Here is a 21,540-nt window from a genome sequence, read left to right as displayed (position 1 = left end):
GGTTCGGCTAAAGCCGGAACACTTTGACCCGTAGGGGTGGTGTTCTGGCGCCATCTTTCTTCGCATGACCTATTTACTGCTCAATCGGAGCACTCTCCATGTTTCGCTATTTCGAAAACCTTGTTGACCCTTTTGCCGACTATACCGAGACCGACACACCGCCCACGCGGCTGTGGCCGTTTATGCTGGATTATTCCCGACCTTTCATGCGGGTGTTTTTCTGGACCGCGCTGATTTCAGTCATCGTCGCCGCGGTTGAGGTCGGGCTGATTTATTACATGGGCCGCGTGGTTGACCTGTTGTCTGGCCCTCCGGCTGAGGTCTGGCAGGCCCACGGGACTGAATTGATTCTGATGGCTGTGTTTGTGCTGCTGTTACGGCCGATGCTGCATGTGGTTGATGTCCTGCTGCTGAACAACACGATCCTGCCGAACTTTGGCACCATCATACGTTGGCGGGCGCATAAGCACGTGCTGCGTCAGTCCGTGGGGTGGTTCGAGAATGACTTCGCGGGCCGTATCGCAAACCGGATCATGCAGACGCCCCCAGCTGCGGGCGAAGCGGTGTTTCAGGTTTTCGATGCGATTTCCTTCTCGCTGGCTTATCTGATCGGGGCGGCGATCCTATTGATGGCGGCCGATCCGCGCCTGTTGTTGCCGCTGCTGATCTGGTTTGCACTATATGCATTGTTGGTGCGCTGGACGGTCGCTCGGGTCGGACCGGCGTCCAAGGCGGCGTCGGATGCGCGCTCGGCGGTGACGGGTCGGGTGGTGGACAGTTACACCAACATCCATTCGGTCAAGATGTTCGCGCATGATGATCAAGAGTTGGACTATGCCCGCGAAGCCATCGCTGAAACCCGTCGCACCTTCCAGGTTGAGATGCGGATCTTCACCATTATGGATGTGGTTCTGGTGACGTTGAACGGCCTGCTGATCGTTGGTGTTGTCGGTTGGGCCATTGCCTTGTGGATGCAGGGCAGTGCTACGGTCGGTGTGGTGGCAGCGGCGACCGCGCTGACCTTGCGACTGAATGCGATGACCGGTTGGATCATGTGGGCGTTGACCAGTTTCTTCCGCCAGCTTGGTGTAGTGGCTGAAGGGATGGAGACGATTGCCCAGCCTATCGACCTGCTGGATGCGCGGGATGCGAAACCTTTGCAACTGACCACAGGTCAGATCGAAATCCGCGACCTGTCGCATCACTATGGCCGCAAAACCGGTGGGCTGGATCATATCAACCTAACCATTCAACCGGGTGAAAAGATTGGTCTGATCGGGCGGTCCGGTGCCGGAAAATCGACCCTAGTTAAGCTGCTTTTGCGGTTTTACGACGTGGAACAGGGTGCGATCCTGATTGACGACCAAAACATCGCAAGCGTCACGCAGGACAGTCTGCGCAGCCATATCGGCATGGTTCAGCAGGACAGTGCGCTGCTGCACCGGTCAGTGCGCGACAATATCCTGTATGGTCGTCCCGAGGCATCCGAGGAACGGATGATTGCTGCCGCCAAACAGGCTGAGGCGCATGAATTCATCCTCGACCTGCAAGACCCACAAGGGCGCACCGGCTATGACGCGCATGTGGGGGAACGGGGCGTGAAGCTGAGCGGTGGACAGAGGCAGCGGGTGACTCTGGCGCGGGTGATCCTGAAGGACGCACCGATCCTGTTGTTGGACGAGGCGACATCCGCCCTGGATTCCGAGGTCGAAGCGTCGATTCAGGAGACCCTCTACGGCATGATGCAAGGTAAAACCGTGATCGCCATTGCCCACCGGCTGAGCACCATTGCGCAGATGGATCGTATTCTGGTTATGGATGGAGGTCGGATTGTAGAGCAGGGCGGCCATTCCGAATTGTTGGCGCATGGGGGGCTTTACGCCCAGTTCTGGGCGCGGCAATCTGGGGGCTTCCTGAACCCGGAGGCTGCGGAATGAAGGCTGCCGATCTTATAGATCCGTTCAAAAACTCTGAGACGCCCCCGCCGCAAACGCTGGGGGCGTTCATCCGTTGGTGCCTGTCCGGCGCGTGGCCGATGATTTTTGTCGCGGCCAGTTTTTCGGCCATGGCTGGCGCGATGGAGGCAGGAACGGCCTGGATGTTGGGTCTGGTGATCGATCTTGCCTCGGAAGATGGACCTCAGGGTTTTTTCAACGCAGATAATCTGTGGATGATTCTGGGCGTGGTGGCATTTTTCATGTTGGTGCGCCCGGCGCTGTTTGGGCTGTCTTCGGTGACGAACAACTATATCGTCATGCCCAATGTGCCGCCGCTGGTGCTGGCCAAGCTGAACCGCTGGACCCTTGGCCAATCGGTCACTTATTTCGACGATGATTTCGCGGGCCGGATCGCGCAGAAACAGATGCAGACATCGAATGCGCTGGCCTCGGTCGTGTCCGAGACAATCAGTGCAATTGTGTTTGCCTTGGCCTCACTTGCCGGCTCTTTGCTCTTGTTAGGGTCTATTCATCCACTGGTGATGTTACCTTTCGCCGGGTGGCTAGTGGTGTATTTTCTGCTGATCCGCTGGTATCTGCCACGCATTCGCGCCCGGTCTGCTGCGCGGGCTGGCGCGCGCGCCATGGTGTCCGGGCAAGTGGTTGATACCATCACCAATATCAAGACCGTAAAGCTGTTCGCCCATTCTGCGTATGAGGATCAGGCCGCGCGAAACTCGATGGTTGATCTACGCGAAAAGATGTTGGCCTTCGGGGCATTGTCTGCCAGCTTCCGATTTATCCTGATGGTGCTGGCCGGGGTTCTTCCGGTTCTCTTGCTGGGCGCGACGCTGCTTTTGTGGAGAAACGGGATTGCGACGGCGGGTGATATCGTGGCGGCTGGCGCGGTTTCGATCAGAATTGCGCAGATGACCGGCTGGGTCAGTTTCACACTGATGGGGCTATACGCGAATGTGGGTGAGGTCGAGAACGGTATGAAGACGCTTGCCAAACGCGACCGGGTCGAGGACGCCGCGCAAGCCACTGACCTGACAGTGACCGAGGGGCGGATAGATTTCGACCATGTCAGCTTTGCCTATGGTCGCGATGTGGGCGGTGTGTCCGGTGTGAGCATGACCGTGCATCCGGGTGAAAAGCTGGGAATTGTTGGGGCCTCGGGTGCTGGGAAATCCACTTTGGTCTCGTTGTTGCTCAGGCTCTATGACGGGGAAAAAGGCATTATTCGCATTGATGGGCAAGATGTCAGCCAGGTAACGCAGGACAGTTTGCGTAGTCAGATCGGCATGGTCACGCAGGAAACTGCGATGTTCAACCGCTCGGCGCGTGAGAATATCCTGTATGGCCGCCCAAACGCGTCAGAAGGCGACATGATTGAAGCGGCAAAGAAAGCCGAAGCGCATGAGTTTATTCTTAGCCTACAAGATGCCCATGGCCGCAGCGGCTATGACGCGCATCTGGGCGAACGCGGTGTGAAGCTCAGCGGTGGGCAGCGGCAACGGATCGCTTTGGCGCGCGCTATCCTCAAGGACGCGCCGATACTTGTATTGGATGAGGCGACCTCGGCGCTGGATTCCGAAGTTGAGGCGTCGATTCAAACCGCCCTGCACCGGGTGATGCAGGGCAAGACGGTCCTGGCGATTGCACACCGCCTGTCCACGCTCAGCGAGATGGACCGGATTATCGTCCTGGATCAGGGGCAGATCGTCGAATCCGGCACCCATGATGCGTTGTTGGAGCAGGGCGGGCTGTACGCGCGGTTCTGGCATCGCCAATCGGGCGGGTTCATTCAGGCCGAAGCCGCCGAATAACGCACAAAGCGTGCTAGGGGGTTTTGTTGCGCGCAAAGCCCCGGTATCAGGCCCCTTATGACGCAATACTTCACCATAAATCGCCTGGGTCATCAGGGAGACGGCATTGCTGACGGCCCGGTTTACGCGCCGCGTACCCTGCCAGGTGAGGTGGTAAGTGGTACATTAATAGGGCAGCTGCTGACTGACCTACGGGTTGAAACACCCTCGGACCAACGGGTGAAACCTCCTTGCCGTCACTACAAGGCCTGTGGTGGATGCCAATTGCAGCACGCAGCAGATGATTTTGTGGCCGACTGGAAGGTCGAAGTGGTTCGCACCGCACTGGCGGCGCAGGGGCTAGAGGCGCAGATGCGCCCGATCCATACTTCGCCCGAGCGGTCGCGCCGCCGTGCCACGATCGCCGTGCGTCGAACCAAAAAGGGCACGCTGGCTGGATTCCATGGCCGAGCGTCCGACACGATCACCGAAATCCCCGATTGTCATCTGCTGGACCCGGCCCTGATTGCTGCCATACCGGTGGCCGAGGCGCTGGCTATTCTGGGCGGAAGTCGCAAGGGCGTGCTGGCCGTGACACTGACCTTGTCCGAAGGCGGGCTGGATGTGGCCGTCAAGGGTGGCAAACCGCTGGATGGGCCGTTGGAACTGGCATTGGCGCAGGCAACCGAGAAGCACGGCTTGGCGCGGCTTAGCTGGGATGGTGAAGTGATCGCAATGCGCCAACCTCCGATGCAACGCTTTGGGGGTGCCGGGGTTGTGCCACCGCCCGGAGCATTCCTGCAGGCGACAAGAGATGGAGAACAGGCTCTGTTACAGGCCGTTTTGCAGGCAATACAGGGTGCGAAGCGTATTGCCGACCTGTTTGCAGGCAGTGGGACTTTCTCACTACCACTTGCCGAAAATGCCGAGGTACACGCGGTCGAAGGTGAAGCCGCGATGACGGATGCGCTGGATCAGGGCTGGCGCCGCGCGCAAGGGTTGAAACGGGTCACGACCGAGTCCCGCGACCTGTTCCGCCGCCCGCTGATGCCCGATGAGCTGAAATCCTTTGACGCTGTTGTGCTGGACCCGCCCCGCGCCGGGGCCGAGGCGCAAGTTGTCGAACTGGCACAGGCGCAGCGCCCGGTGATTGCATATGTCTCGTGCAACCCGGTGACCTTCGCGCGGGACGCAAAAACGCTGGTTAATGCGGGCTACACTCTTGAATGGGTACAGGTGGTGGACCAATTTCGATGGTCGTCACACACGGAACTTGCCGCGCGGTTTGTATGGGGCCCCGCATCATGAGCAGACAGGAGAGTGTCAATATGGGCTTCAATCAGCGTCTGCTGACCATCATCGAACATCCCACTTTTGGCCGGTTCATCACTGCGGTCATCATCTTTAATGCTGTGTTGTTGGGGATGGAGACATCGCCAACCCTGATGGAGGCCGCGGGACCCCTGATCGTGACGCTGGACACAATCTGTCTGGCCATTTTCGTGGCCGAGATCGCCATGAAGCTGTTGGCGACCGGGCGACGGTTCTTTCTCAGCGGCTGGAACGTTTTTGACTTTATCGTTGTCGGCATCGCCCTGATCCCCAGCGCCGGGGGGCTGTCGGTGTTGCGGGCGTTGCGAATCCTGCGGGTACTGCGGGTTATCTCGGTCGCGCCGCGCCTGCGGCGGGTGGTCGAGGGTTTTATTTCGGCCCTGCCGGGCATGGCCAGCGTATTCCTGTTGATGGCGATCCTGTTCTACATCGGTGCCGTGATCTCGACCAAGCTGTTCTCGGCCACTTTCCCGGACTGGTTCGGCGACCTAGGTCTGTCGGCCTATACGCTGTTCCAGATCATGACGCTGGAAAGCTGGTCCATGGGCATTGTCCGTCCGGTGATGGAGGTCTATCCCTATGCTTGGCTGTTCTTTGTTCCGTTCATCATGGTCACCACCTTTGCGGTGGTGAACTTGCTGGTCGGTCTGATTGTGAACTCGATGCAGGATGCGCATCATGCCGAGGATGAGGTGCGAACTGACGCCTATCGCGACGAAGTATTGGAACGGCTGGAAAGCATCGAGCGCCGCCTGACCGAACAGCAGCACATCAAAAAGTGATTTCAGTTTTTCGGAAATCTGGCATAATGCTGAAAAAAAGAGCAGGCAGTGAAACATGGATCGTCGAGTATTTGGATTGGGCGCTATGGCAACGCTGGGCCTTTCGGCCTGTGCCACAGCTAGCCCACGATTTCTGACATACGATGGCCCCGAGGTGACCTCATTGGTCATCAACAAGGGTTCGCGGAAGATGTATCTTCTGCACAACGAAACCATTCTCAAGGAATATAAGGTGGATCTGGGCTTTGCGCCGAATGGCACAAAGACCAAGCGCGGTGATGGCCGCACCCCCGAAGGCAGTTATCTGATCGACCGTCGCAACCCCAACAGTCGCTATCACCTGTCGCTGGGGATTTCCTATCCGAATTCCAATGATATCGCGCAGGCCAAGGCGGCCGGTGTTGATCCGGGTGGTGATATTTTCATTCACGGTCAGCCGAAAAAGCGGTCGGAACTGAAACGCGCCAAGAAGACAGCGGATTGGACCGCCGGTTGTATCGCCGTCAAGAATGAAGAGATCGAAGAGATCTATGCGATGGTCAACAAGGGCACACTGATCACGCTGCGCCCGTAACTGGTTCCCAATCCCCGAACCCGAATTGCACATAGTCGCGCTGGTAGGCCTCAACCGCCAGCGTTTCTAATCTGTCGTCATAAATTTCGGCCAACGTGAACGGGATTTCCGGCGCGCAAAACCCGGGTGTCGGTGGGCTGTCATGCCCCATCCGTCTGGCTAGATCGGGCAGGGTTGTTGCGATCTCATCCTCGCGCAGGATGAGGTCAGGTAGAGCAAAGGATGCCATCCCGTCTAATACCTGAGACTGGCTGCACCACGTTCCATCCACACGAACGGGCGTCTGTCCAGCCAGATTTTGGCGTAGGAAGATTAGGAAAGCCGAAAACGCCTCATAATGCTGATCAACCGGGTAATTGCCGTCACGCAGCTGACCCGGGATCGGAATTTTGAACCGGTTGCGCAGCATATTTCGGATTTTCAGGTAAGCGCCGGGCCCGGTGCTGAGGATGTTGGAGCAAAAGGCCGAATGCGCCCGTGCCAGAGGGTGCTGTAGTACCGCGAATTTTCGGTGTCCGGGATGAGCGTGCAGCCATCGCCGCATCTGTTTGCGGTTCAGATTGGTGACCAGCTTGTCGGTGCTGACCAAGTCAAGATCGGCCATCCATTGGGTCACAGGTGCCTCAAGCCCGCCGCGTATCGGCATAAACATCAGCGGCGTATGCGGCGCGGCAACATAATTGCCGACGGTCGATCCGCGCCGGGGCTCGAAATTCGGGGTGCGATGCAGGTTGAAACTGTCGATCCGGGCCAAGGCATGCTCGGTCTCTTCCGGGTTTGTCACTTTGGACAGGGTCGGGCCTGGGTTTTGCGGCTTGATCGTATCGTCAATCGAAGCCGACCGCGCCGATATACCCAACCACGCGGCCAGCCCGTTCAGCACCTCCAGATTGGTCAGGTCGTCATAGGAAATGTAAAACCCGGTTTGACCCGTTCGCTGAAGGGTATTGAGCAACAAGAGCTGAAAATCCTGCTGTCTATCCAGATAGGATTCAAACTCTTCCGCATTAAACTCTACCTGTGCTTCGCGGCGGCGTTTGATGTTCTTCAGTTGCCATTGCTTGGTTTCCCGCGCAATTTTCAACGAAACGTAACTGTCCAGAGGATTGCGCGTCAAAATGATCTTGGCGCAGCGTGGGTCAGCCAAAACAGGCTCTAACACGCGGGCATCGTGCCCCTGAAAGAAGCGGAACCCATTTAACTCGCCGGGTGCATCTTTGATTGCCTGTACCAGTTTCATCGGATCGCCGTCACGATCTTCCAAAGTTACATCCAACAGACTTTCAGATTTCAGCCGACCAATGAAATGTGGGTTGAATGCCTCACCAAAGCTGGTGACGCCTTCAAGCGCGTTGAGGTTGAACTCAAGCAGGTTGGACCCGGTGCGCATCGCGGCGAGGATGACGAAATAGTCGAACTTGGATGTCATGACAGGCTATTGCACCAGATAGGGTTTCTTGAATGGTCGAACCCGCGCGCCGAAAATATCATCCGCCGGAAAATCCCCCACCATATAAGGGTGCATTCCCTGATTTTTGAGGTTCTGGAGGAATTGTCCAAAGCCAGTCAAATCCACCATTTTTGGCGCCTCGGTCAAATAGTTCGCGCGATGGGTGCCGATTTCCTCGATCACGGTCTGCATGGGCTCCATCGGAGATTCCACAAATTCGGCCAAGGACCAGGTCCGCACCTGCGCCTTGGTCCAGACCGAGCCCAGAACCTCAAGCTGTTTGGTTTCAATCTGTTGAAGGCGTGCCGCTTCACAGCGGATGTCGGAGAAGTTCAAGTTCGATCGGAATAGCGGGATCGCCCAGGCCCCGGTTATGACCGAGATTTGCGCGTTCTTATCCCGCGCAAGAAACCAGTTGATCTTTTGCGTATCCCCGGGGCCGAATTGAAAGCACTGCCGCTCACCTCGTGTGTTCCAGATCAGGTTCGAGACAAAGGCCGTCGGGTTATAGTCACGCAGAACCGCACAATCGCTGAGCGCGCCGTTGGTGATCGTGTCTCCGTTGGCGAACTCGGCCCGCGCGGGGCCAAACAGGTGCCCATGCACCCGCGCACCTGTGGTCTCGTTCAGCCAGGGTTCAAAATCCTCGAACAGCTCGGCAAAGCCCTGAAAAACCGAATAAGGGAATGAGGTCAGGCCGTTCTCACTGCCGTGGCGGGGAAAGCGGCTTTGCATGTACAGCCCGTCGCGCCCACGGGTTCGACGCTCGACCGCTTTGGAAAATACCCGGTCGATCTTGCCCGGGTTGGGTTCGGCTGGTCGCATGGCGCTGCTCTGATCGGTCAGAAAGGCCTGATACAGCCGATCAGCACGCGGCCAGATCTTTCGGGCCACAAAACAGTCCGAGCGGCGCAGCAACTGCAGATGATCATCATAAAAGATATGTGGTCGCCCCTGATAGTCGAATTTCGACAAGGTCAGCGACCGGCTTTCGATGTGGGTGGAATACAGTCGGGCCAGCGTCTGGAAATAGCTTTCATCCGGAATCCAGACGCGGCGGAAATAGCGGTCATAGGTCTGCCGCTTGGGGTCCTGCAGAATGGCCGACAGGGTCTGTCGGGTCAGGCACCACCATTGGCTGCCCATATGCGGCATCAGCCCTTCGGGGATTTTGCGGCGCATCCCGAGGGCGCGTTGCAGTTTTACATAAGCGTCGAACAGTTTGCGGTTCCGGCGCCAGGAAAACGGAAAGCGCAGTGTAAAACGTTCCTGATCCAGCCCACCGATCGTCCAGCTGACATCGGCGGTCGTGGCGCTTTCGATGAAATCGACCCGAGGCCGGTCAGAAAGATAGTCGATCAGCTCATCCACGGGCCGCAGTGGCAGGCAGGCCCCCGAAGACAGGTAGACGTGATGTACATCCGGAAAAGCCTCAAGCATCAGTTCGGCCGCGGATTGTGAGGCCGCGACAATTCCCCAACTACCCCATTCGCAGGTATGGCGTTCCGAGAACCGGATCAACGCTTCATCCGCGAACGCGGCAACGAAATCGGAATAAGCTTGATCCGGCACTTTCCGGTCCACATGGATCACTACCGGACAGCCTGATGCCGTCCAGTGCCGCGCTACCTGCTCGGCCCGATGCAATGCTGTATGTACCAGCATGACAACGCCCAGACGGCTCATGCCCAGTTTCCTTTCGACATGAGGCCAAGAATCTCTAACTGACGCCAGTTGATGTATTTCTCGGACCGGTCGCACCAGAATACCGGCTGCTCGTCCAGTCCCTGGGCATATGCGCGATATTCGCCAGAGTGGCGGTAATGCTGGCCGCGCTGCATCTCTTCGCGGGCTTTGTCGCCCAGCGTGCTGATCAGCTTGGCGTGCAGCAACGCGCCGCTGGTCTTTTCACCGCCCCAATCGTCATAAACCTGGTTCAATCCACGCGGCAGCAGTGAATGGGTCGAGCTGACATAGACATAGCGACGGTCCCATTTGACCAAGGGGATCTTGTTCAGCGCAGGCGCTTGCAAGGGGGTGTCGCGAAAGAACACGCGCGCACGAGGTCCCCCCTGAATCCACAGGTTCTTATACTCAGGGTTCTTTGTGATCATATAGTTGCCAGCATCAAACCAGCGGGCGATCTCAAACGGGTCCTGCCCTTCGTGATACGGCTGAGCATCCACTGGTCCTTGCGGATACATGTCGATCAGCATGGTGCCGAAACTGCGTACCGCGCAGCCATCCAGCCAGTCGGTCAGGGCGCGGATCGGACGGGTGTCGCAGAACGGATAGATAAAGAACTCATCCGGGTCGACTGTCAGAACCCAGTGTCCATGCGCGTATTTCCGCAACAGATAGTTTGACCAATCCAATCCAAACGAAGCCTGTTTATAGCTGGCATTTGCCCGCCAGACCGAAACGTCGGGTTGGCTTGCCAGGTATTCGCCCGAGCCATCATCGCTGTCGTTGTCGACAAACAGAAAATGATCGACGCCCAACCTGCGGTAGTATTCCAGAAAGTAAGGCAGGCGGATTTTCTCGTTCCGCAGAACGCTCATCAACAAGATATCTTCGCGTCGGATATCGTTGGTCTTGTCGGATATTGGATTTAATTGCTGGCGTTTGCGCAGGCAGCGCACCAGACGACGCTTGCGCCGCAATCTCATTCGGTATGAATCCAACAGGCTCACGCGTTTGCACTGCCTTTTTCGTTACGCGAGCATGCCCAGGGCTGGACGATCCAGAGTGGTGCCGGGCAAGTGCCGTTTTATGCCATTGATGTATCTTTCAAGGCAACGAATTTAAAAACCGTTAGTCACATATGCTGCTTTTCAGCAAACTTTCCCCATCAGACCCAATTGTTGTAACTGGGCCCAGCCCTCAAGACGCACGGACTGAGGCGTCCACATGTCGGGGCGGTTTCCAATTGCATCATAATATGACCCAAATAGGTCGGGATCATGAAAATGCTGCCGTCGGGTTTTTTCGGTCGATGACTTGTCCACCACCTCGGGAAGAAATTTGGTGTGCAGCAACACGCCCGAAGGCGTCTTGCCGCCGGGGCCGTCATAGACCGTGTTCAGGTGTCGGGGCAGGGCCGAGTGGCACGAGTTCACATAGGCATGGCGCCGTGACCAGCGCACCAGCGGTATTTTGTTCAACGTGGGCGAATGCCGCGGCCTGTCAGCAAAAAACATCCGTTCTCGCGCGCCACCCTGCACCCACAGGTTGCCCAATGGGCTTTGGCGCTGCGCCCGGTAGGGGCCGGGATCGAACCAGCTAAGGGTTTTGGTCGGGTCCATTTCGGGGTCATAGGGCTGCGCGCCCAGTGGCCCCTTGGGGTAGAGATCCAGCAGCAGCGCGCCAAAGGCGATGTGGCCTTGTTGGTCCAAGGTGCCTGTTAGGTCATGCAGGGATTTGCTGTCGTGGTTGGGGTAGATCAGCAGCTCATCCGCGTCCACCATCAAGGTCCAGTGTCCGTGGCCATAGCGCATTTGCAGCCATGTCAGCCAATCCAAACCGTATCGCGCGTCGCGATAGCTGTTAAGGGTCTGCCACAGCGACACATCGGGCTGATCGCGCAGAAATTCGACCGAGCCGTCATCGCTGCCGTTATCCACGACCAGAAAGTGATCCACCCCAAGCCCGCGATAGTGGCGGAAGAACCACGGAAGGCGATTGACTTCATTGCGCAGCGTGGTGAAGGCCAGTACCGCGCCTGGTCTGATTTGCGCGGTCTGATCCTTGAGGCTGGCTAGCTGATGGCGGCTGCGAAAGGATCGCCAAAGCAACCGCCGTCGTTTCAGACGCAACCGGTACTTCTGCACCCATCCAATGGGTGGAAGATTATCGGCTGCATGATCTGTCACCTATGGCTCACTTTTCGTAATTGCCGTTCTGATGCCAGCGCCAGGCATCACTGATCATCGTCTCTAACGTTGATCTTTTTGGGGTCCAACCAAGCTCTTGCCCCGCGCGGACCGAGCCTGAAACAAGCTTGGTGCAATCGCCAGCGCGGCGGGGGCCGATGGAATAGGGCACCTCGCGGTTGGTGACGGCTTTGGAATGGCCGATCACCTCCATCACCGAAAAGCCCGATCCGGTGCCAAGGTTGAAAACCCGACTACCCTTGCCCTGTTCCAGCCAGTTCAACCCCAAAACATGAGCATCGACCAGATCACAGACATGCACATAGTCGCGGATGCAGGTACCGTCGGGCGTGTCGTAATCGGTGCCGAATACGGTCAGCCCGTCGCGCTTGCCGTCAATGGCGTCCAGCATCAGCGGCACCAGATGAGTTTCGGGACGGTGGAATTCACCCACTTCGCCCTCGGGGTCGGCACCGGCCACGTTGAAATAGCGGAAGATCACGTGGTTCAGGCCATATGCGGCCTCGAAATCATGCAGGATATCTTCGATGGCCCGCTTTGAGGCACCATAAGCGTTCAGCGGCAGTTGCGGTGTGTCTTCATCCAGCACCACATTGTCATGCTCACCATAGGTGGCGCAGGTCGATGAGAACACAAAGTTCAGGCAACCGGCTGCCACGGCTGCCTCGATCAGGTTCAGTGATCCGGTGACATTGTTGGTCCAATATCTGCCGGGCTGGGACATCGCCTCGCCCACCTGACTGAGGGCGGCGAAGTGCATTACGGCGGCGGGCTGGTATTTGGCGAAGACCTCATCCAACCGAGCGCGATCCAGCAGATCGCCCTGTTCGAACGGTCCGAATTTCACCGCGTCCTGCCAGCCGGTGATCAGGTTGTCATAAGTCACGGGTGTATAGCCCGCCTGCGCCAGCGCCTTGCAGGCATGCGATCCGATATATCCAGCTCCGCCGGTTACAAGAATATTGGTCATCTGTCTTCCAGACAAAGAAGTTTGCGCCCTGCTATGCCAACGGGTGTGTCCAGGTCAGGGGGAAAATGGCTCAATCCAACCCCATCGCGGCCATCATTTCCTCAAGCTTGGGAACGTCCTGCGGGTTGTTCAGTTCCCAGAACTGGCGGCCTTTGGCCTCAACCTCAACGCACAGAACTTTGCGGCCATTTTCCATAAATCGCAGCTGTTCAAGCCCTTCCAGCTGTTCCAGCGGGCCCACCGGCCAGGTGGAATAGGCGGTCAAAGCATCGGGGCGATAGGCGTAGACGCCGACATGGTGGAAAACCGGGGTCTCTTCTTCGCCTGCGTAGGTCTCGGCGGTGAACGGGACGACTTCTTTTGAGAAATACATGGCGCTGTGATCCGCGGCGAAGACGGCGGTGGTGCCGCCAACGCGCCCGTGCTTGCGGTCGTTCAGCAGGCTGTTCAGCGCGTCACCATCGCAGCGCAGCACGGGTGTGGCCACGCCCGCCCCGGGCGCGGCGCGCAGGCCAGCGACTAGGTCTTCGACAAACCAATGCGGTGTCAGCGGCGCGTCGCCTTGCAGGTTCACCACGATGTCATAGCCAGCGCCAAGGTTGGCATGGGTCTCAGCGCAGCGTTCGGTGCCATTGCCACAGCTTTCCGAGGTCATCACCACCTCGGCCCCGAACCCTTCGGCCACTTCGCGGATGCGGTCGTCATCGGTGGCAACGACCACCTTGTCGACGCCCGACACCGAACAGGCAGCGCGCCAGGACCGCTCGATCAACGTCATCGCGGTGCCATTGGCGCCGGTCAGCGGAACCAGCGGTTTGCCCGGATAGCGGGTCGAGGCATAGCGGGCGGGAATGGCGATCAGAACGGACATCAGGCCTCCTTCAGGTCAACACCCGGAGCGTAGGCGATAAAGAACGGGTTTGCATAGCCGTCCTTGCCATAGGTCAGCGGTGAATGATCATCAAAGCGCACCACGTTGCCGCCCGCACCGGCCAGCACGGCATGGCCCGCAGCTGTGTCCCATTCCATCGTGCGGCCAACGCGGGGGTAAAGATCTGCCTCGCCCGTGGCCACCAGACAGAATTTCAGGGATGAGCCCGCGCTCTTGCTGTCCTTCACCTGATATTTGTTGATGTAATCCTCGGTGGCCTGATCGCGGTGCGATTTCGACGCCACGATCAGAAGCGCTGAATTGTCCGGATTAGACACTGAAATGGAAGTCACCTCCCCAGCCTGGGCTTTGTCCAATGCTCCGGTCTCTTCAACCGACTGACCATCGGCTTGTGTATAAAACATGCGGCCCTTTGCAGGCGCATAAACCACGCCACGCGTTGGAACGCCGTTTTCGACCAACGCAATATTCACCGTGAAATCGCCGCGCCGGTTGATGAATTCCTTGGTGCCGTCCAAAGGATCAACAATCAGGAATCTGTCACCCTTTTCTGAATGCGAGGCGGACTGTTCCTCGGTCACCAGTAGAATATCCGGGAAGGCATCGCGCAGACCGGCCGAAATCAAGGCATCGGCAGCTTCGTCTGCTTCGGTCACCGGGCTGGAATCGGATTTGACCTTTACGTCGAAATCATCCGAATTGTAGATCTTCATGATCTTGTCACCGGCTTCCAGGGCCAGCCGTCGAATGACGGGAATGAGGGCGTCGTAGGTCACAAAAAAGCTCCGTTCCTGTGATTTGTTGATCGAATAGCCTGACGGCCTTATGATGTGCCGGTTACGGAACGGCAAGAATTTCGTGACAGATTGCAGGCGAAAAAACGGGAAAGACGCTTCGGGTGTATTATTTCAAGCGAAACCAGTCCTTACTGGGCGGCGCGTTCACAACGGCCGAGCTGATTTTCCACGCCGTTGTTCGCAGCATACGGTCCCAGCATCACAACGCGGTCGTGGCCATAATCATCAACATCTTGCAGGTTCTCGCCCTGGTTTTAGTGTTATATACGATCCTGTCTTTCCTGGGACCACGTATTGCAAGAATCCGGGGCGAATTTGTCCTGTTTCTGCTGTCGGGCGTGTTTCTGTTCATCACCCATATCAAATCCGTCAGCGCGGTAGCTGGGGTCGGGACCGGCAACAACCCGATGATGCTGCATTCGCCGATGAACATGGTTGTCGTCCTGTTGGCCACCGCTTTTGGGGCGCTTTACACGCAGATTGTGACAATCATCGTGATCCTCTTTATTTATAGTGTAGCAGTCGCGCCAATTGAAATTCAGGAACCGGGCGGCGCTTTTGGCATGTTGATCCTGAGCTGGTTTGTTGGCTGCGCAATTGGCGTCGTCTTCATGGCTCTGCGACCGTGGTTTCCCACTTTTGTGACAGTCCTGACCAATATCTACCGGCGCTTGAACATGATCTTTTCGGGTAAAATGTTCGTGGCGAATGCGCTGGGCGGTGCCACGTTGGCCATGTTCACCTGGAACCCCCTGTTTCACCTCATCGATCAGTGCCGCGGTTTTCTTTTCCGCAATTATTTTCCTCGCAATACCAGCTGGGAATACGCGCTTTGGGTGGGGCTGATCCTGCTGCTGATCGGCTTGTTGGGAATTTTCTTCTCTCGTCAGCACGTGTCCCAAAGCTGGGAGGCGCGCCGCTAACCGGCCACACGCAGCGTCAGGTTGATCCGACCACCCTTGGGCAACAGTTTTGATGATCCGAACCGGATGCGGTCGACGCCGTGATAGGTCAGCCGGGCGGGCCCGCCCATGATCACCACATCACCCGAGTTCAACCAGATGGATTCGGTCTTGCCGCCCCGTGTCTGGTTGCCGATGCGGAACAGGGCATCATCCCCCAGTGAGATCGACAGGACCGGCCAGGAAAAATCGGCCTCGTCCTTGTCCTGATGCAACCCCATCCGAGCCCCTTCGCCGTAGTAGTTGATCAAACAGCAATCAGGATCACGGTCCGCGCTGGCAAGGTCGCGCCAGATACCAAGAATCTGCTCCGGGATCGCGGGCCATACCGCGCCTTTGGGGTGTTGCGTCTGATATCGGTACCCCGTCTTGTCGGTGACCCAGCCCAGTGACCCGGCCGACGTCATACGCACGGACATTTCCTTACCCGATGGCGTGACTGGCCGGAACAAAGGGGCCGATTTCAGAATCGGCCGCAGGCTGTCGATCAGCCGCTCCTGCGCGGGCCCGTCCAGCCAGGCTTTCCTGATATCAAAACCGCGTAAAAGCAGCCGCGCCATCCGAGAATCCCCGATCCTTGCCAAAACCTTGCCAAAAAGGCCACAGATTCCCGAAAACCTGCGTTTTACAACGCTTGCAGGCCTCTGATCCCGCCCTTATATACGCCGGGACGCGCGATGGTGTAGGGCTGTTGCGCACATCAGATCGGGGCCGGGTGCCATAACGGGTTCGGACCTCGGGACATCGCCTTGAAGAGAAAGGGATTGAACATATGGGAAAAGTAATCGGGATTGACCTCGGAACCACCAACTCGTGCGTGGCCATCATGGACGGCTCGCAGCCGAAGGTCATCGAAAACGCCGAAGGGGCGCGGACCACGCCCTCGATCGTCGCCTTCACCGAAGATGAGCGACTGGTCGGTCAGCCTGCAAAACGCCAGGCGGTCACCAACCCCGACAACACGATCTTTGGTGTTAAGCGTCTGATCGGTCGTCGTGTGGATGATGCAGAAGTCGAAAAAGACAAGAAAATGGTGCCGTACGCCATCGTCGATGGCGGCAATGGCGACGCGTGGGTTGAAGCCCGCGGTGAAAAGTACTCCCCAAGCCAGATCTCGGCCTTCACTCTGGGCAAGATGAAAGAAACCGCCGAGAGCTATCTGGGTGAGGAAGTCACGCAAGCCGTGATCACCGTTCCTGCATATTTCAACGACGCACAGCGTCAGGCCACCAAAGACGCCGGTAAAATCGCCGGTCTGGAAGTGCTGCGGATCATCAACGAACCGACAGCGGCTGCGCTGGCCTATGGTCTGGACAAGGAAGAAACTCAAACCATCGCGGTCTATGACCTTGGTGGCGGTACTTTCGACGTGACCATTCTGGAAATCGACGACGGCCTGTTCGAGGTCAAATCGACCAACGGTGACACCTTCCTGGGTGGTGAAGACTTTGACATGCGCATTGTCAACTACCTGGCGGATGAGTTCAAAAAGGAACACGGTGTCGACCTGTCGCAAGACAAGATGGCGCTGCAGCGTCTGAAAGAAGCTGCTGAGAAAGCCAAGATTGAGCTGTCTTCGACTTCGCAAACCGAAATCAACCAGCCGTTCATCTCGATGGGTTCGAACGGTCAGCCGCTGCACATGGTCATGAAACTGACCCGTGCCAAGCTGGAATCGCTGGTTTCGGACCTGATCAAGAAGTCGATGAAGCCCTGCCAGGCCGCTCTAAAAGACGCTGGTCTGTCGGCTGGCGACATTGACGAAGTTGTTCTGGTCGGTGGTATGACCCGGATGCCGAAAGTGATCGAAGAGGTCACCAAGTTTTTCGGGAAAGAGCCGCACAAGGGTGTGAACCCGGACGAAGTGGTTGCCATGGGCGCCGCCATCCAGGCCGGTGTTCTGCAGGGCGACGTCAAAGACGTAGTTCTGCTGGACGTGACCCCGCTGTCGCTGGGTATCGAAACGCTGGGTGGCGTGTTCACCCGCCTGATCGATCGCAACACCACGATCCCGACCAAAAAGTCTCAGGTCTTCTCGACCGCCGAGGACAACCAGAACGCCGTAACCATCCGCGTGTTCCAGGGTGAGCGTGAAATGGCTGCGGACAACAAGATCCTGGGTCAGTTCAACCTCGAAGATATCCCGCCTGCACCACGCGGCATGCCTCAGATCGAGGTGACTTTTGATATCGACGCCAACGGCATTGTCTCGGTTTCGGCCAAGGACAAAGGCACCGGCAAAGAGCAGAAGATCACCATCCAGGCCTCGGGCGGTCTGTCGGATGAAGACATCGACAAGATGGTCAAGGACGCCGAAGAGAACGCGGAAGCCGACAAGGAACGCCGCGAGCTGGTCGACGCCAAGAACCAAGCGGAAAGCCTCATCCACTCGACCGAAAAGTCGATGGAAGAGCATGCCGACAAGGTCGACCCGACCACCATCGAAGCCATCGAGCTGGCAATTGCCGCGCTGAAGGACGAGCTGGAGACCGAGAATGCCGACAAGATCAAGTCGGGCATCCAGAACGTCACCGAAGCGGCCATGAAGCTGGGCGAAGCCATCTACAAGGCACAAGCCGAAGAAGGTGAGGATGAGCCTGCGGCGGCAGATGCTGCGCCGGGTGAGGACGACATTGTTGACGCCGAGTTCGAAGATCTGGACGACGACAAGCGTAACTAACGGGTAACCGGGCCAATGTGGGCCGGTCCGGTTGCCGGGCCGGCCCAAATACGTTGAGGCTGAAGGAAATACTGATGTCAAAACGCGACTACTACGATGTGCTCGGCGTATCAAAGGGCGCATCAGCGGATGAAATCAAAAAGGGTTTTCGCAAGAAAGCCAAAGAGTTGCATCCCGATCGCAACAAAGACAACCCGGATGCCGAGTCGCAGTTCAAAGAAGCCAACGAGGCTTATGATGTTCTGCGCGACGCCGACAAAAAGGCCGCATATGACCGTTTCGGCCATGCCGCCTTTGAAAACGGTATGGGCGGCGGAGGTGGTCGTCCGGGCGGCGGCTTTGGACAGGGTGATTTCTCCAGCGCATTCTCAGACGTGTTCGACGATCTGTTCGGCGATTTCATGGGCGGTCAGCGTGGCGGCCCCGGTGGCGGGCGCCGTGCGGCGCGCGGATCGGACCTGCGCTATAACCTGCGCGTGACGCTGGAAGAGGCGTTCGCGGGCCTGCAGAAAACCATCAGTGTTCCTGCTGCCGTGGCCTGTTCGGCCTGTGACGGATCGGGTGCAGAAGGCGGAGTGGAGCCGACCACCTGTCCAACCTGTTCGGGCATGGGCAAGGTGCGTGCACAGCAGGGTTTCTTTACCGTCGAACGATCCTGCCCGACCTGTTCGGGTCTGGGTCAGATCATCAAGAACCCCTGTAAAGCCTGTGGCGGTGCAGGCCGCGTGGAAAAAGAGCGTGCGCTGTCCGTCAACATCCCCGCCGGTGTCGAGACCGGAACCCGCATCCGCCTGGCAGGTGAGGGTGAAGCTGGGATGCGTGGTGGTCCTCCGGGTGATCTGTATATCTTTGTCGAAGTGTCGGATCATAAGCTGTTCGAACGTGACAGTGTGAACCTCTATTGCCGCGTTCCGGTCAGCATGGCCAAGGCCGCGCTGGGCGGTTCGATCGAAGTGCCAACCATCGATGGTGGCCGCGGCCGCGTGCAAATACCGGCAGGCAGCCAATCGGGCCGTCAGATGCGCCTGCGCGGCAAAGGCATGCCCGCCCTGCGTGGCGGCGGTGTGGGTGACATGTTCATCGAACTGGCGGTGGAAACGCCGGTCAACCTGACCAGTCGCCAAAAAGAACTGCTGAAAGAGTTCGACGATTTGGGTGAGGATAACCACCCGGAATCAAAAAGCTTTTTCTCATCCGTCAAATCCTTTTGGGATGGGATGAAGGGCTAAGATCACTCCACCAAGTTGCCAAAAGGCCGATCCCCTTGGGTCGGCTTTTTTCGTTTTATAGGTCCAGTTTGTCCATGAACTTCGCGAAAATTGGCCCTTGAATCCCTTCGCATCCCCTGAGATTGTCGCGCCAACCGTTGGGGTGCCCTGATCAAGGGGCTGAGAGGCGTGAATGCGCTAACCCATCGAACCTGATCCGGGCAATACCGGCGTAGGGAACGGTCTACACAAACAGACGTTTTCCATGCTGCGTTGCCCCCTGATGATGGAGCAACGATATGGCGCATATTGCCCTGACAATTGCGGGCTCGGACAGTGGCGGTGGTGCCGGGATTCAGGCGGATCTTAAGGCGATGTCTGCGTTGGGCGTGTATGGGGCCAGCGTGATCACGGCGGTCACGGCGCAGAACACGCGGGCTGTGACCGCAGTGCATGGCATACCGCTCAACGTAGTGGCCGCTCAGATCGAGGCGGTGCTGACCGACCTGGATGTGAGCGCGATCAAGATCGGCATGCTTGCGACCCCTGAAATTATTCAAACCGTTGCCGAGACTATCGCTGGGTATGATGGCCCCGTCGTTCTGGACCCGGTGATGATCTCCAAATCTGGCGATGCCTTGCTGGCACAGGATGCGGTTCAGACCCTGCGTAATGTTCTTGTGCCCCAAGCGACCATGCTGACCCCGAACCTGCCCGAGGCCGCGTGTTTGTTGGGCACCACGGATGCCGAATCCCCCGATCAGATGATCGCGCAGGGGACGGCGCTGTGCGGGCTGGGGGCGCGGTCGGTATTGATGAAAGGCGGACATGGGCGCGGCGACGTTTGCCACGACGTCTTGCTTGATCCTTCGGGAGTTGTGGCAGAATTCACCGCCACTCGGCGCAATACGCGCAATACGCATGGCACCGGTTGCACCCTGTCGTCTTCGATAGCAGCCGGGCTGGCGCGAGGGCTGGGCCTGACCGACGCGGTCGCGCAGGCGCATGAGTATCTGCAAGGGGCCATTGCTAAAGCTGACAGTCTGATGGTCGGACAGGGGCATGGCCCGGTTCATCATTTCCATCGGGTCTGGCCCGCGTGACGGTCTGGTCGGTCATAGGGGCCGGTGTGGCCGGGCTCGCCGTAGCCAGCGAGCTAGTGTCGCGCGGGGCGCAGGTTCAGGTGTTCGATCCCGGCGGCCCTCCGGGCCCGCATGGGTGTTCTTGGTGGGCTGGGGGTATGCTGGCCCCGTGGTGCGAGTTTGAAAACGCCGAAGAACCGGTGTTGCGGCTGGGCAAGGCTGCGTTCGAGTGGTGGACTACGCGTACTCGGGTGGAACAACGTGGCACGCTGGTTGTTGCCAACCCGCGTGATCTGCCGGATCTGCGTCGGTTCGCCCGTCGGACCGGGGGGTATACCGAGATTAGTCAGGCTGAAATTGCCAATTTAGAGCCTGATTTAACCCGTTTCACCAAAGGTCTGCATTTCACGGATGAGGCTCATCTGAACCCGCGACAGGCGCTGCGGGATCTGCACCGCCAATTGCAGGACCAAGGGGTGGTTTTCCGCCGGAAACTGGTCCCGACCCAGCTGGAGAATGCAATCGATTGCCGCGGTCTGCACGCGCGTGAGGTATTGCACGACCTGCGCGGCGTCAAGGGAGAGATGTTGGTGATCCGCTGCCCGGACGTGAACCTGACGCGACCTGTACGTCTACTGCACCCCAGGATACCGCTGTACATCGTGCCGCGTGGGGATGGTTTCTACATGCTGGGCGCAACGATGATCGAAAGCGAAGACAGCAGCCGTATCACGGCCCGATCTATGCTGGAACTGCTCAGCGCCGCCTATGCGCTGAACCCCGCCTTTGGCGAGGCCGAGGTGCTTGAGATCGGTGTCGATCTGCGCCCGGCTTTTCCCGACAACCTGCCCCGCATCCGGCGGCTGGGGCATACGATTTATGCCAACGGACTGTACCGCCATGGCTATCTGCTGGCCCCAGCGCTGGCGCAGGGAGTGGCCGATCTGGCGTTGGACAACAAACATTCGGAGATGGTTGATGAAGATCGTGCTTAATGGTGAATCGCGCGAGGTGCGCTCCGAAATCCTCTCGGATCTGTTGGTCGAATGCGGGTTCTCTGGACGGGTAGCGACAGCTGTAAACGAAGACTTTGTGCCCTCGGGTCTGCGCATTGCTCAAAAGTTGACCGATGGCGACCGGGTTGAAGTCGTCGCGCCGATGCAGGGAGGCTGA

Annotated in this window: 19 protein-coding genes and 1 riboswitch; of the genes, 11 read left to right on the top strand and 8 right to left on the bottom strand. The window is 58.1% G+C overall.

Annotation, left to right across the window (positions count from 1 at the left end; translation table 11 throughout):
* Nucleotides 1-98: 98 nt before the first annotated feature.
* Genes ACR0JB_RS10720 through ACR0JB_RS10700 form a run of 5 tightly spaced genes read left to right on the top strand, consistent with a single transcriptional unit; the run spans nucleotide 99 to nucleotide 6,433 of the window.
* The gene (locus ACR0JB_RS10720; protein ID WP_170396828.1) at nucleotides 99-1,937 is read left to right on the top strand and encodes an ABC transporter ATP-binding protein; all 1,839 of its coding nucleotides are present in this window, start codon (nucleotides 99-101) and stop codon (nucleotides 1,935-1,937) included.
* On the top strand, nucleotides 1,934-3,766 hold the full coding sequence (locus ACR0JB_RS10715) for an ABC transporter ATP-binding protein (protein ID WP_480789910.1): 1,833 nt from the start codon (nucleotides 1,934-1,936) through the stop codon (nucleotides 3,764-3,766). The genes ACR0JB_RS10720 and ACR0JB_RS10715 overlap by 4 nt, the downstream gene beginning before the upstream one ends.
* A gap of 57 nt (nucleotides 3,767-3,823) precedes the next feature.
* Complete coding sequence (locus tag ACR0JB_RS10710; protein WP_170396824.1) at nucleotides 3,824-5,053, top strand: class I SAM-dependent RNA methyltransferase; 1,230 nt, start codon at nucleotides 3,824-3,826, stop codon at nucleotides 5,051-5,053.
* Nucleotides 5,054-5,073: 20 nt separating this feature from the next.
* Nucleotides 5,074-5,859, top strand: a complete 786-nt coding sequence (locus ACR0JB_RS10705; RefSeq protein ID WP_170349843.1) for an ion transporter — start codon at nucleotides 5,074-5,076, stop codon at nucleotides 5,857-5,859.
* A gap of 55 nt (nucleotides 5,860-5,914) precedes the next feature.
* Nucleotides 5,915-6,433 carry a L,D-transpeptidase family protein gene (locus tag ACR0JB_RS10700; RefSeq protein WP_170396822.1) on the top strand — a complete coding sequence of 173 codons (519 nt, stop codon included), beginning with the start codon at nucleotides 5,915-5,917 and terminating at the stop codon, nucleotides 6,431-6,433.
* Here the strand turns inward: ACR0JB_RS10700 and ACR0JB_RS10695 are convergent.
* From ACR0JB_RS10695 to cysQ, 7 genes are all read right to left on the bottom strand, one after another.
* The gene (locus ACR0JB_RS10695; protein WP_170396820.1) at nucleotides 6,417-7,862 is read right to left on the bottom strand and encodes a nodulation protein NodH; all 1,446 of its coding nucleotides are present in this window, start codon (nucleotides 7,860-7,862) and stop codon (nucleotides 6,417-6,419) included. The genes ACR0JB_RS10700 and ACR0JB_RS10695 overlap by 17 nt on opposite strands.
* A 6-nt stretch (nucleotides 7,863-7,868) precedes the next feature.
* Nucleotides 7,869-9,569, bottom strand: coding sequence for a DUF5927 domain-containing protein (locus tag ACR0JB_RS10690; RefSeq protein ID WP_170396818.1), 1,701 nt, complete (start codon nucleotides 9,567-9,569; stop codon nucleotides 7,869-7,871).
* Nucleotides 9,566-10,552 carry a glycosyltransferase family 2 protein gene (locus ACR0JB_RS10685; protein WP_170396816.1) on the bottom strand — a complete coding sequence of 329 codons (987 nt, stop codon included), beginning with the start codon at nucleotides 10,550-10,552 and terminating at the stop codon, nucleotides 9,566-9,568. Before ACR0JB_RS10685 ends, ACR0JB_RS10690 begins: the two co-directional genes overlap by 4 nt.
* 165 nt (nucleotides 10,553-10,717) lie before the next feature.
* The gene (locus ACR0JB_RS10680) at nucleotides 10,718-11,755 is read right to left on the bottom strand and encodes a glycosyltransferase family 2 protein (RefSeq protein ID WP_170396814.1); all 1,038 of its coding nucleotides are present in this window, start codon (nucleotides 11,753-11,755) and stop codon (nucleotides 10,718-10,720) included.
* A gap of 7 nt (nucleotides 11,756-11,762) precedes the next feature.
* Nucleotides 11,763-12,746 (bottom strand): UDP-glucose 4-epimerase GalE, encoded by a 984-nt coding sequence (gene galE, locus ACR0JB_RS10675; RefSeq protein ID WP_170361011.1) that lies wholly within the window; start codon nucleotides 12,744-12,746, stop codon nucleotides 11,763-11,765.
* A gap of 70 nt (nucleotides 12,747-12,816) precedes the next feature.
* The gene (locus tag ACR0JB_RS10670; RefSeq protein WP_170506367.1) at nucleotides 12,817-13,617 is read right to left on the bottom strand and encodes a 3-deoxy-manno-octulosonate cytidylyltransferase; all 801 of its coding nucleotides are present in this window, start codon (nucleotides 13,615-13,617) and stop codon (nucleotides 12,817-12,819) included.
* Nucleotides 13,617-14,414, bottom strand: coding sequence for a 3'(2'),5'-bisphosphate nucleotidase CysQ (gene cysQ, locus ACR0JB_RS10665; protein ID WP_170506364.1), 798 nt, complete (start codon nucleotides 14,412-14,414; stop codon nucleotides 13,617-13,619). The genes ACR0JB_RS10670 and cysQ overlap by 1 nt, the downstream gene beginning before the upstream one ends.
* A 122-nt stretch (nucleotides 14,415-14,536) precedes the next feature.
* Between cysQ and ACR0JB_RS10660 the strand changes: the two genes are divergently transcribed.
* Nucleotides 14,537-15,358 (top strand): ABC transporter permease, encoded by an 822-nt coding sequence (locus ACR0JB_RS10660; RefSeq protein ID WP_170396808.1) that lies wholly within the window; start codon nucleotides 14,537-14,539, stop codon nucleotides 15,356-15,358.
* On the opposite strand, the gene ACR0JB_RS10655 is transcribed toward ACR0JB_RS10660, so the two are convergent.
* A complete protein-coding gene (locus tag ACR0JB_RS10655; protein WP_170506361.1) occupies nucleotides 15,355-15,957 on the bottom strand; it encodes an alpha-ketoglutarate-dependent dioxygenase AlkB family protein in 603 nt (200 codons plus the stop codon). The genes ACR0JB_RS10660 and ACR0JB_RS10655 overlap by 4 nt on opposite strands.
* A 212-nt stretch (nucleotides 15,958-16,169) precedes the next feature.
* On the opposite strand from ACR0JB_RS10655, the gene dnaK reads away from it, so the two are divergent.
* The 5 genes from dnaK to thiS all read left to right on the top strand — a co-directional run bounded on the left by dnaK (nucleotide 16,170) and on the right by thiS (nucleotide 21,540).
* Nucleotides 16,170-18,077 (top strand): molecular chaperone DnaK, encoded by a 1,908-nt coding sequence (gene dnaK, locus ACR0JB_RS10650; protein ID WP_170349589.1) that lies wholly within the window; start codon nucleotides 16,170-16,172, stop codon nucleotides 18,075-18,077.
* Nucleotides 18,078-18,151: 74 nt separating this feature from the next.
* Nucleotides 18,152-19,306, top strand: coding sequence for a molecular chaperone DnaJ (dnaJ, locus tag ACR0JB_RS10645; protein WP_170349590.1), 1,155 nt, complete (start codon nucleotides 18,152-18,154; stop codon nucleotides 19,304-19,306).
* Between the two features lie 128 nt (nucleotides 19,307-19,434).
* A riboswitch (TPP riboswitch) is annotated at nucleotides 19,435-19,541 on the top strand.
* A gap of 43 nt (nucleotides 19,542-19,584) precedes the next feature.
* Nucleotides 19,585-20,388 (top strand): bifunctional hydroxymethylpyrimidine kinase/phosphomethylpyrimidine kinase, encoded by an 804-nt coding sequence (gene thiD, locus ACR0JB_RS10640; RefSeq protein WP_480789909.1) that lies wholly within the window; start codon nucleotides 19,585-19,587, stop codon nucleotides 20,386-20,388.
* Nucleotides 20,385-21,362 carry an FAD-dependent oxidoreductase gene (locus ACR0JB_RS10635; protein WP_480789908.1) on the top strand — a complete coding sequence of 326 codons (978 nt, stop codon included), beginning with the start codon at nucleotides 20,385-20,387 and terminating at the stop codon, nucleotides 21,360-21,362. Before thiD ends, ACR0JB_RS10635 begins: the two co-directional genes overlap by 4 nt.
* Nucleotides 21,346-21,540 carry a sulfur carrier protein ThiS gene (thiS, locus tag ACR0JB_RS10630; RefSeq protein ID WP_480789907.1) on the top strand — a complete coding sequence of 65 codons (195 nt, stop codon included), beginning with the start codon at nucleotides 21,346-21,348 and terminating at the stop codon, nucleotides 21,538-21,540. Before ACR0JB_RS10635 ends, thiS begins: the two co-directional genes overlap by 17 nt.

The organism is Ruegeria sp. BI7 (genome assembly GCF_056537925.1).
Note: the sequence above shows the minus strand (reverse complement) of the source record. Positions and strands in the feature narration are given on the sequence as shown.

Bases quoted from the DNA above. Each gene is read 5' to 3' on its own strand.
- ACR0JB_RS10670 (WP_170506367.1), bottom strand. From the start codon at position 13,617: ATGTCCGTTCTGATCGCCATTCCCGCCCGCTATGCCTCGACCCGCTAT.
- ACR0JB_RS10700 (WP_170396822.1), top strand. From the start codon at position 5,915: ATGGATCGTCGAGTATTTGGATTGGGCGCTATGGCAACGCTGGGCCTT.
- ACR0JB_RS10690 (WP_170396818.1), bottom strand. From the start codon at position 9,569: ATGAGCCGTCTGGGCGTTGTCATGCTGGTACATACAGCATTGCATCGG.
- galE (WP_170361011.1), bottom strand. From the start codon at position 12,746: ATGACCAATATTCTTGTAACCGGCGGAGCTGGATATATCGGATCGCAT.
- ACR0JB_RS10710 (WP_170396824.1), top strand. From the start codon at position 3,824: ATGACGCAATACTTCACCATAAATCGCCTGGGTCATCAGGGAGACGGC.
- ACR0JB_RS10715 (WP_480789910.1), top strand. From the start codon at position 1,934: ATGAAGGCTGCCGATCTTATAGATCCGTTCAAAAACTCTGAGACGCCC.
- thiD (WP_480789909.1), top strand. From the start codon at position 19,585: ATGGCGCATATTGCCCTGACAATTGCGGGCTCGGACAGTGGCGGTGGT.
- dnaK (WP_170349589.1), top strand. From the start codon at position 16,170: ATGGGAAAAGTAATCGGGATTGACCTCGGAACCACCAACTCGTGCGTG.
- thiS (WP_480789907.1), top strand. From the start codon at position 21,346: ATGAAGATCGTGCTTAATGGTGAATCGCGCGAGGTGCGCTCCGAAATC.
- ACR0JB_RS10720 (WP_170396828.1), top strand. From the start codon at position 99: ATGTTTCGCTATTTCGAAAACCTTGTTGACCCTTTTGCCGACTATACC.
- ACR0JB_RS10695 (WP_170396820.1), bottom strand. From the start codon at position 7,862: ATGACATCCAAGTTCGACTATTTCGTCATCCTCGCCGCGATGCGCACC.
- dnaJ (WP_170349590.1), top strand. From the start codon at position 18,152: ATGTCAAAACGCGACTACTACGATGTGCTCGGCGTATCAAAGGGCGCA.
- ACR0JB_RS10655 (WP_170506361.1), bottom strand. From the start codon at position 15,957: ATGGCGCGGCTGCTTTTACGCGGTTTTGATATCAGGAAAGCCTGGCTG.
- ACR0JB_RS10705 (WP_170349843.1), top strand. From the start codon at position 5,074: ATGGGCTTCAATCAGCGTCTGCTGACCATCATCGAACATCCCACTTTT.
- ACR0JB_RS10685 (WP_170396816.1), bottom strand. From the start codon at position 10,552: ATGAGATTGCGGCGCAAGCGTCGTCTGGTGCGCTGCCTGCGCAAACGC.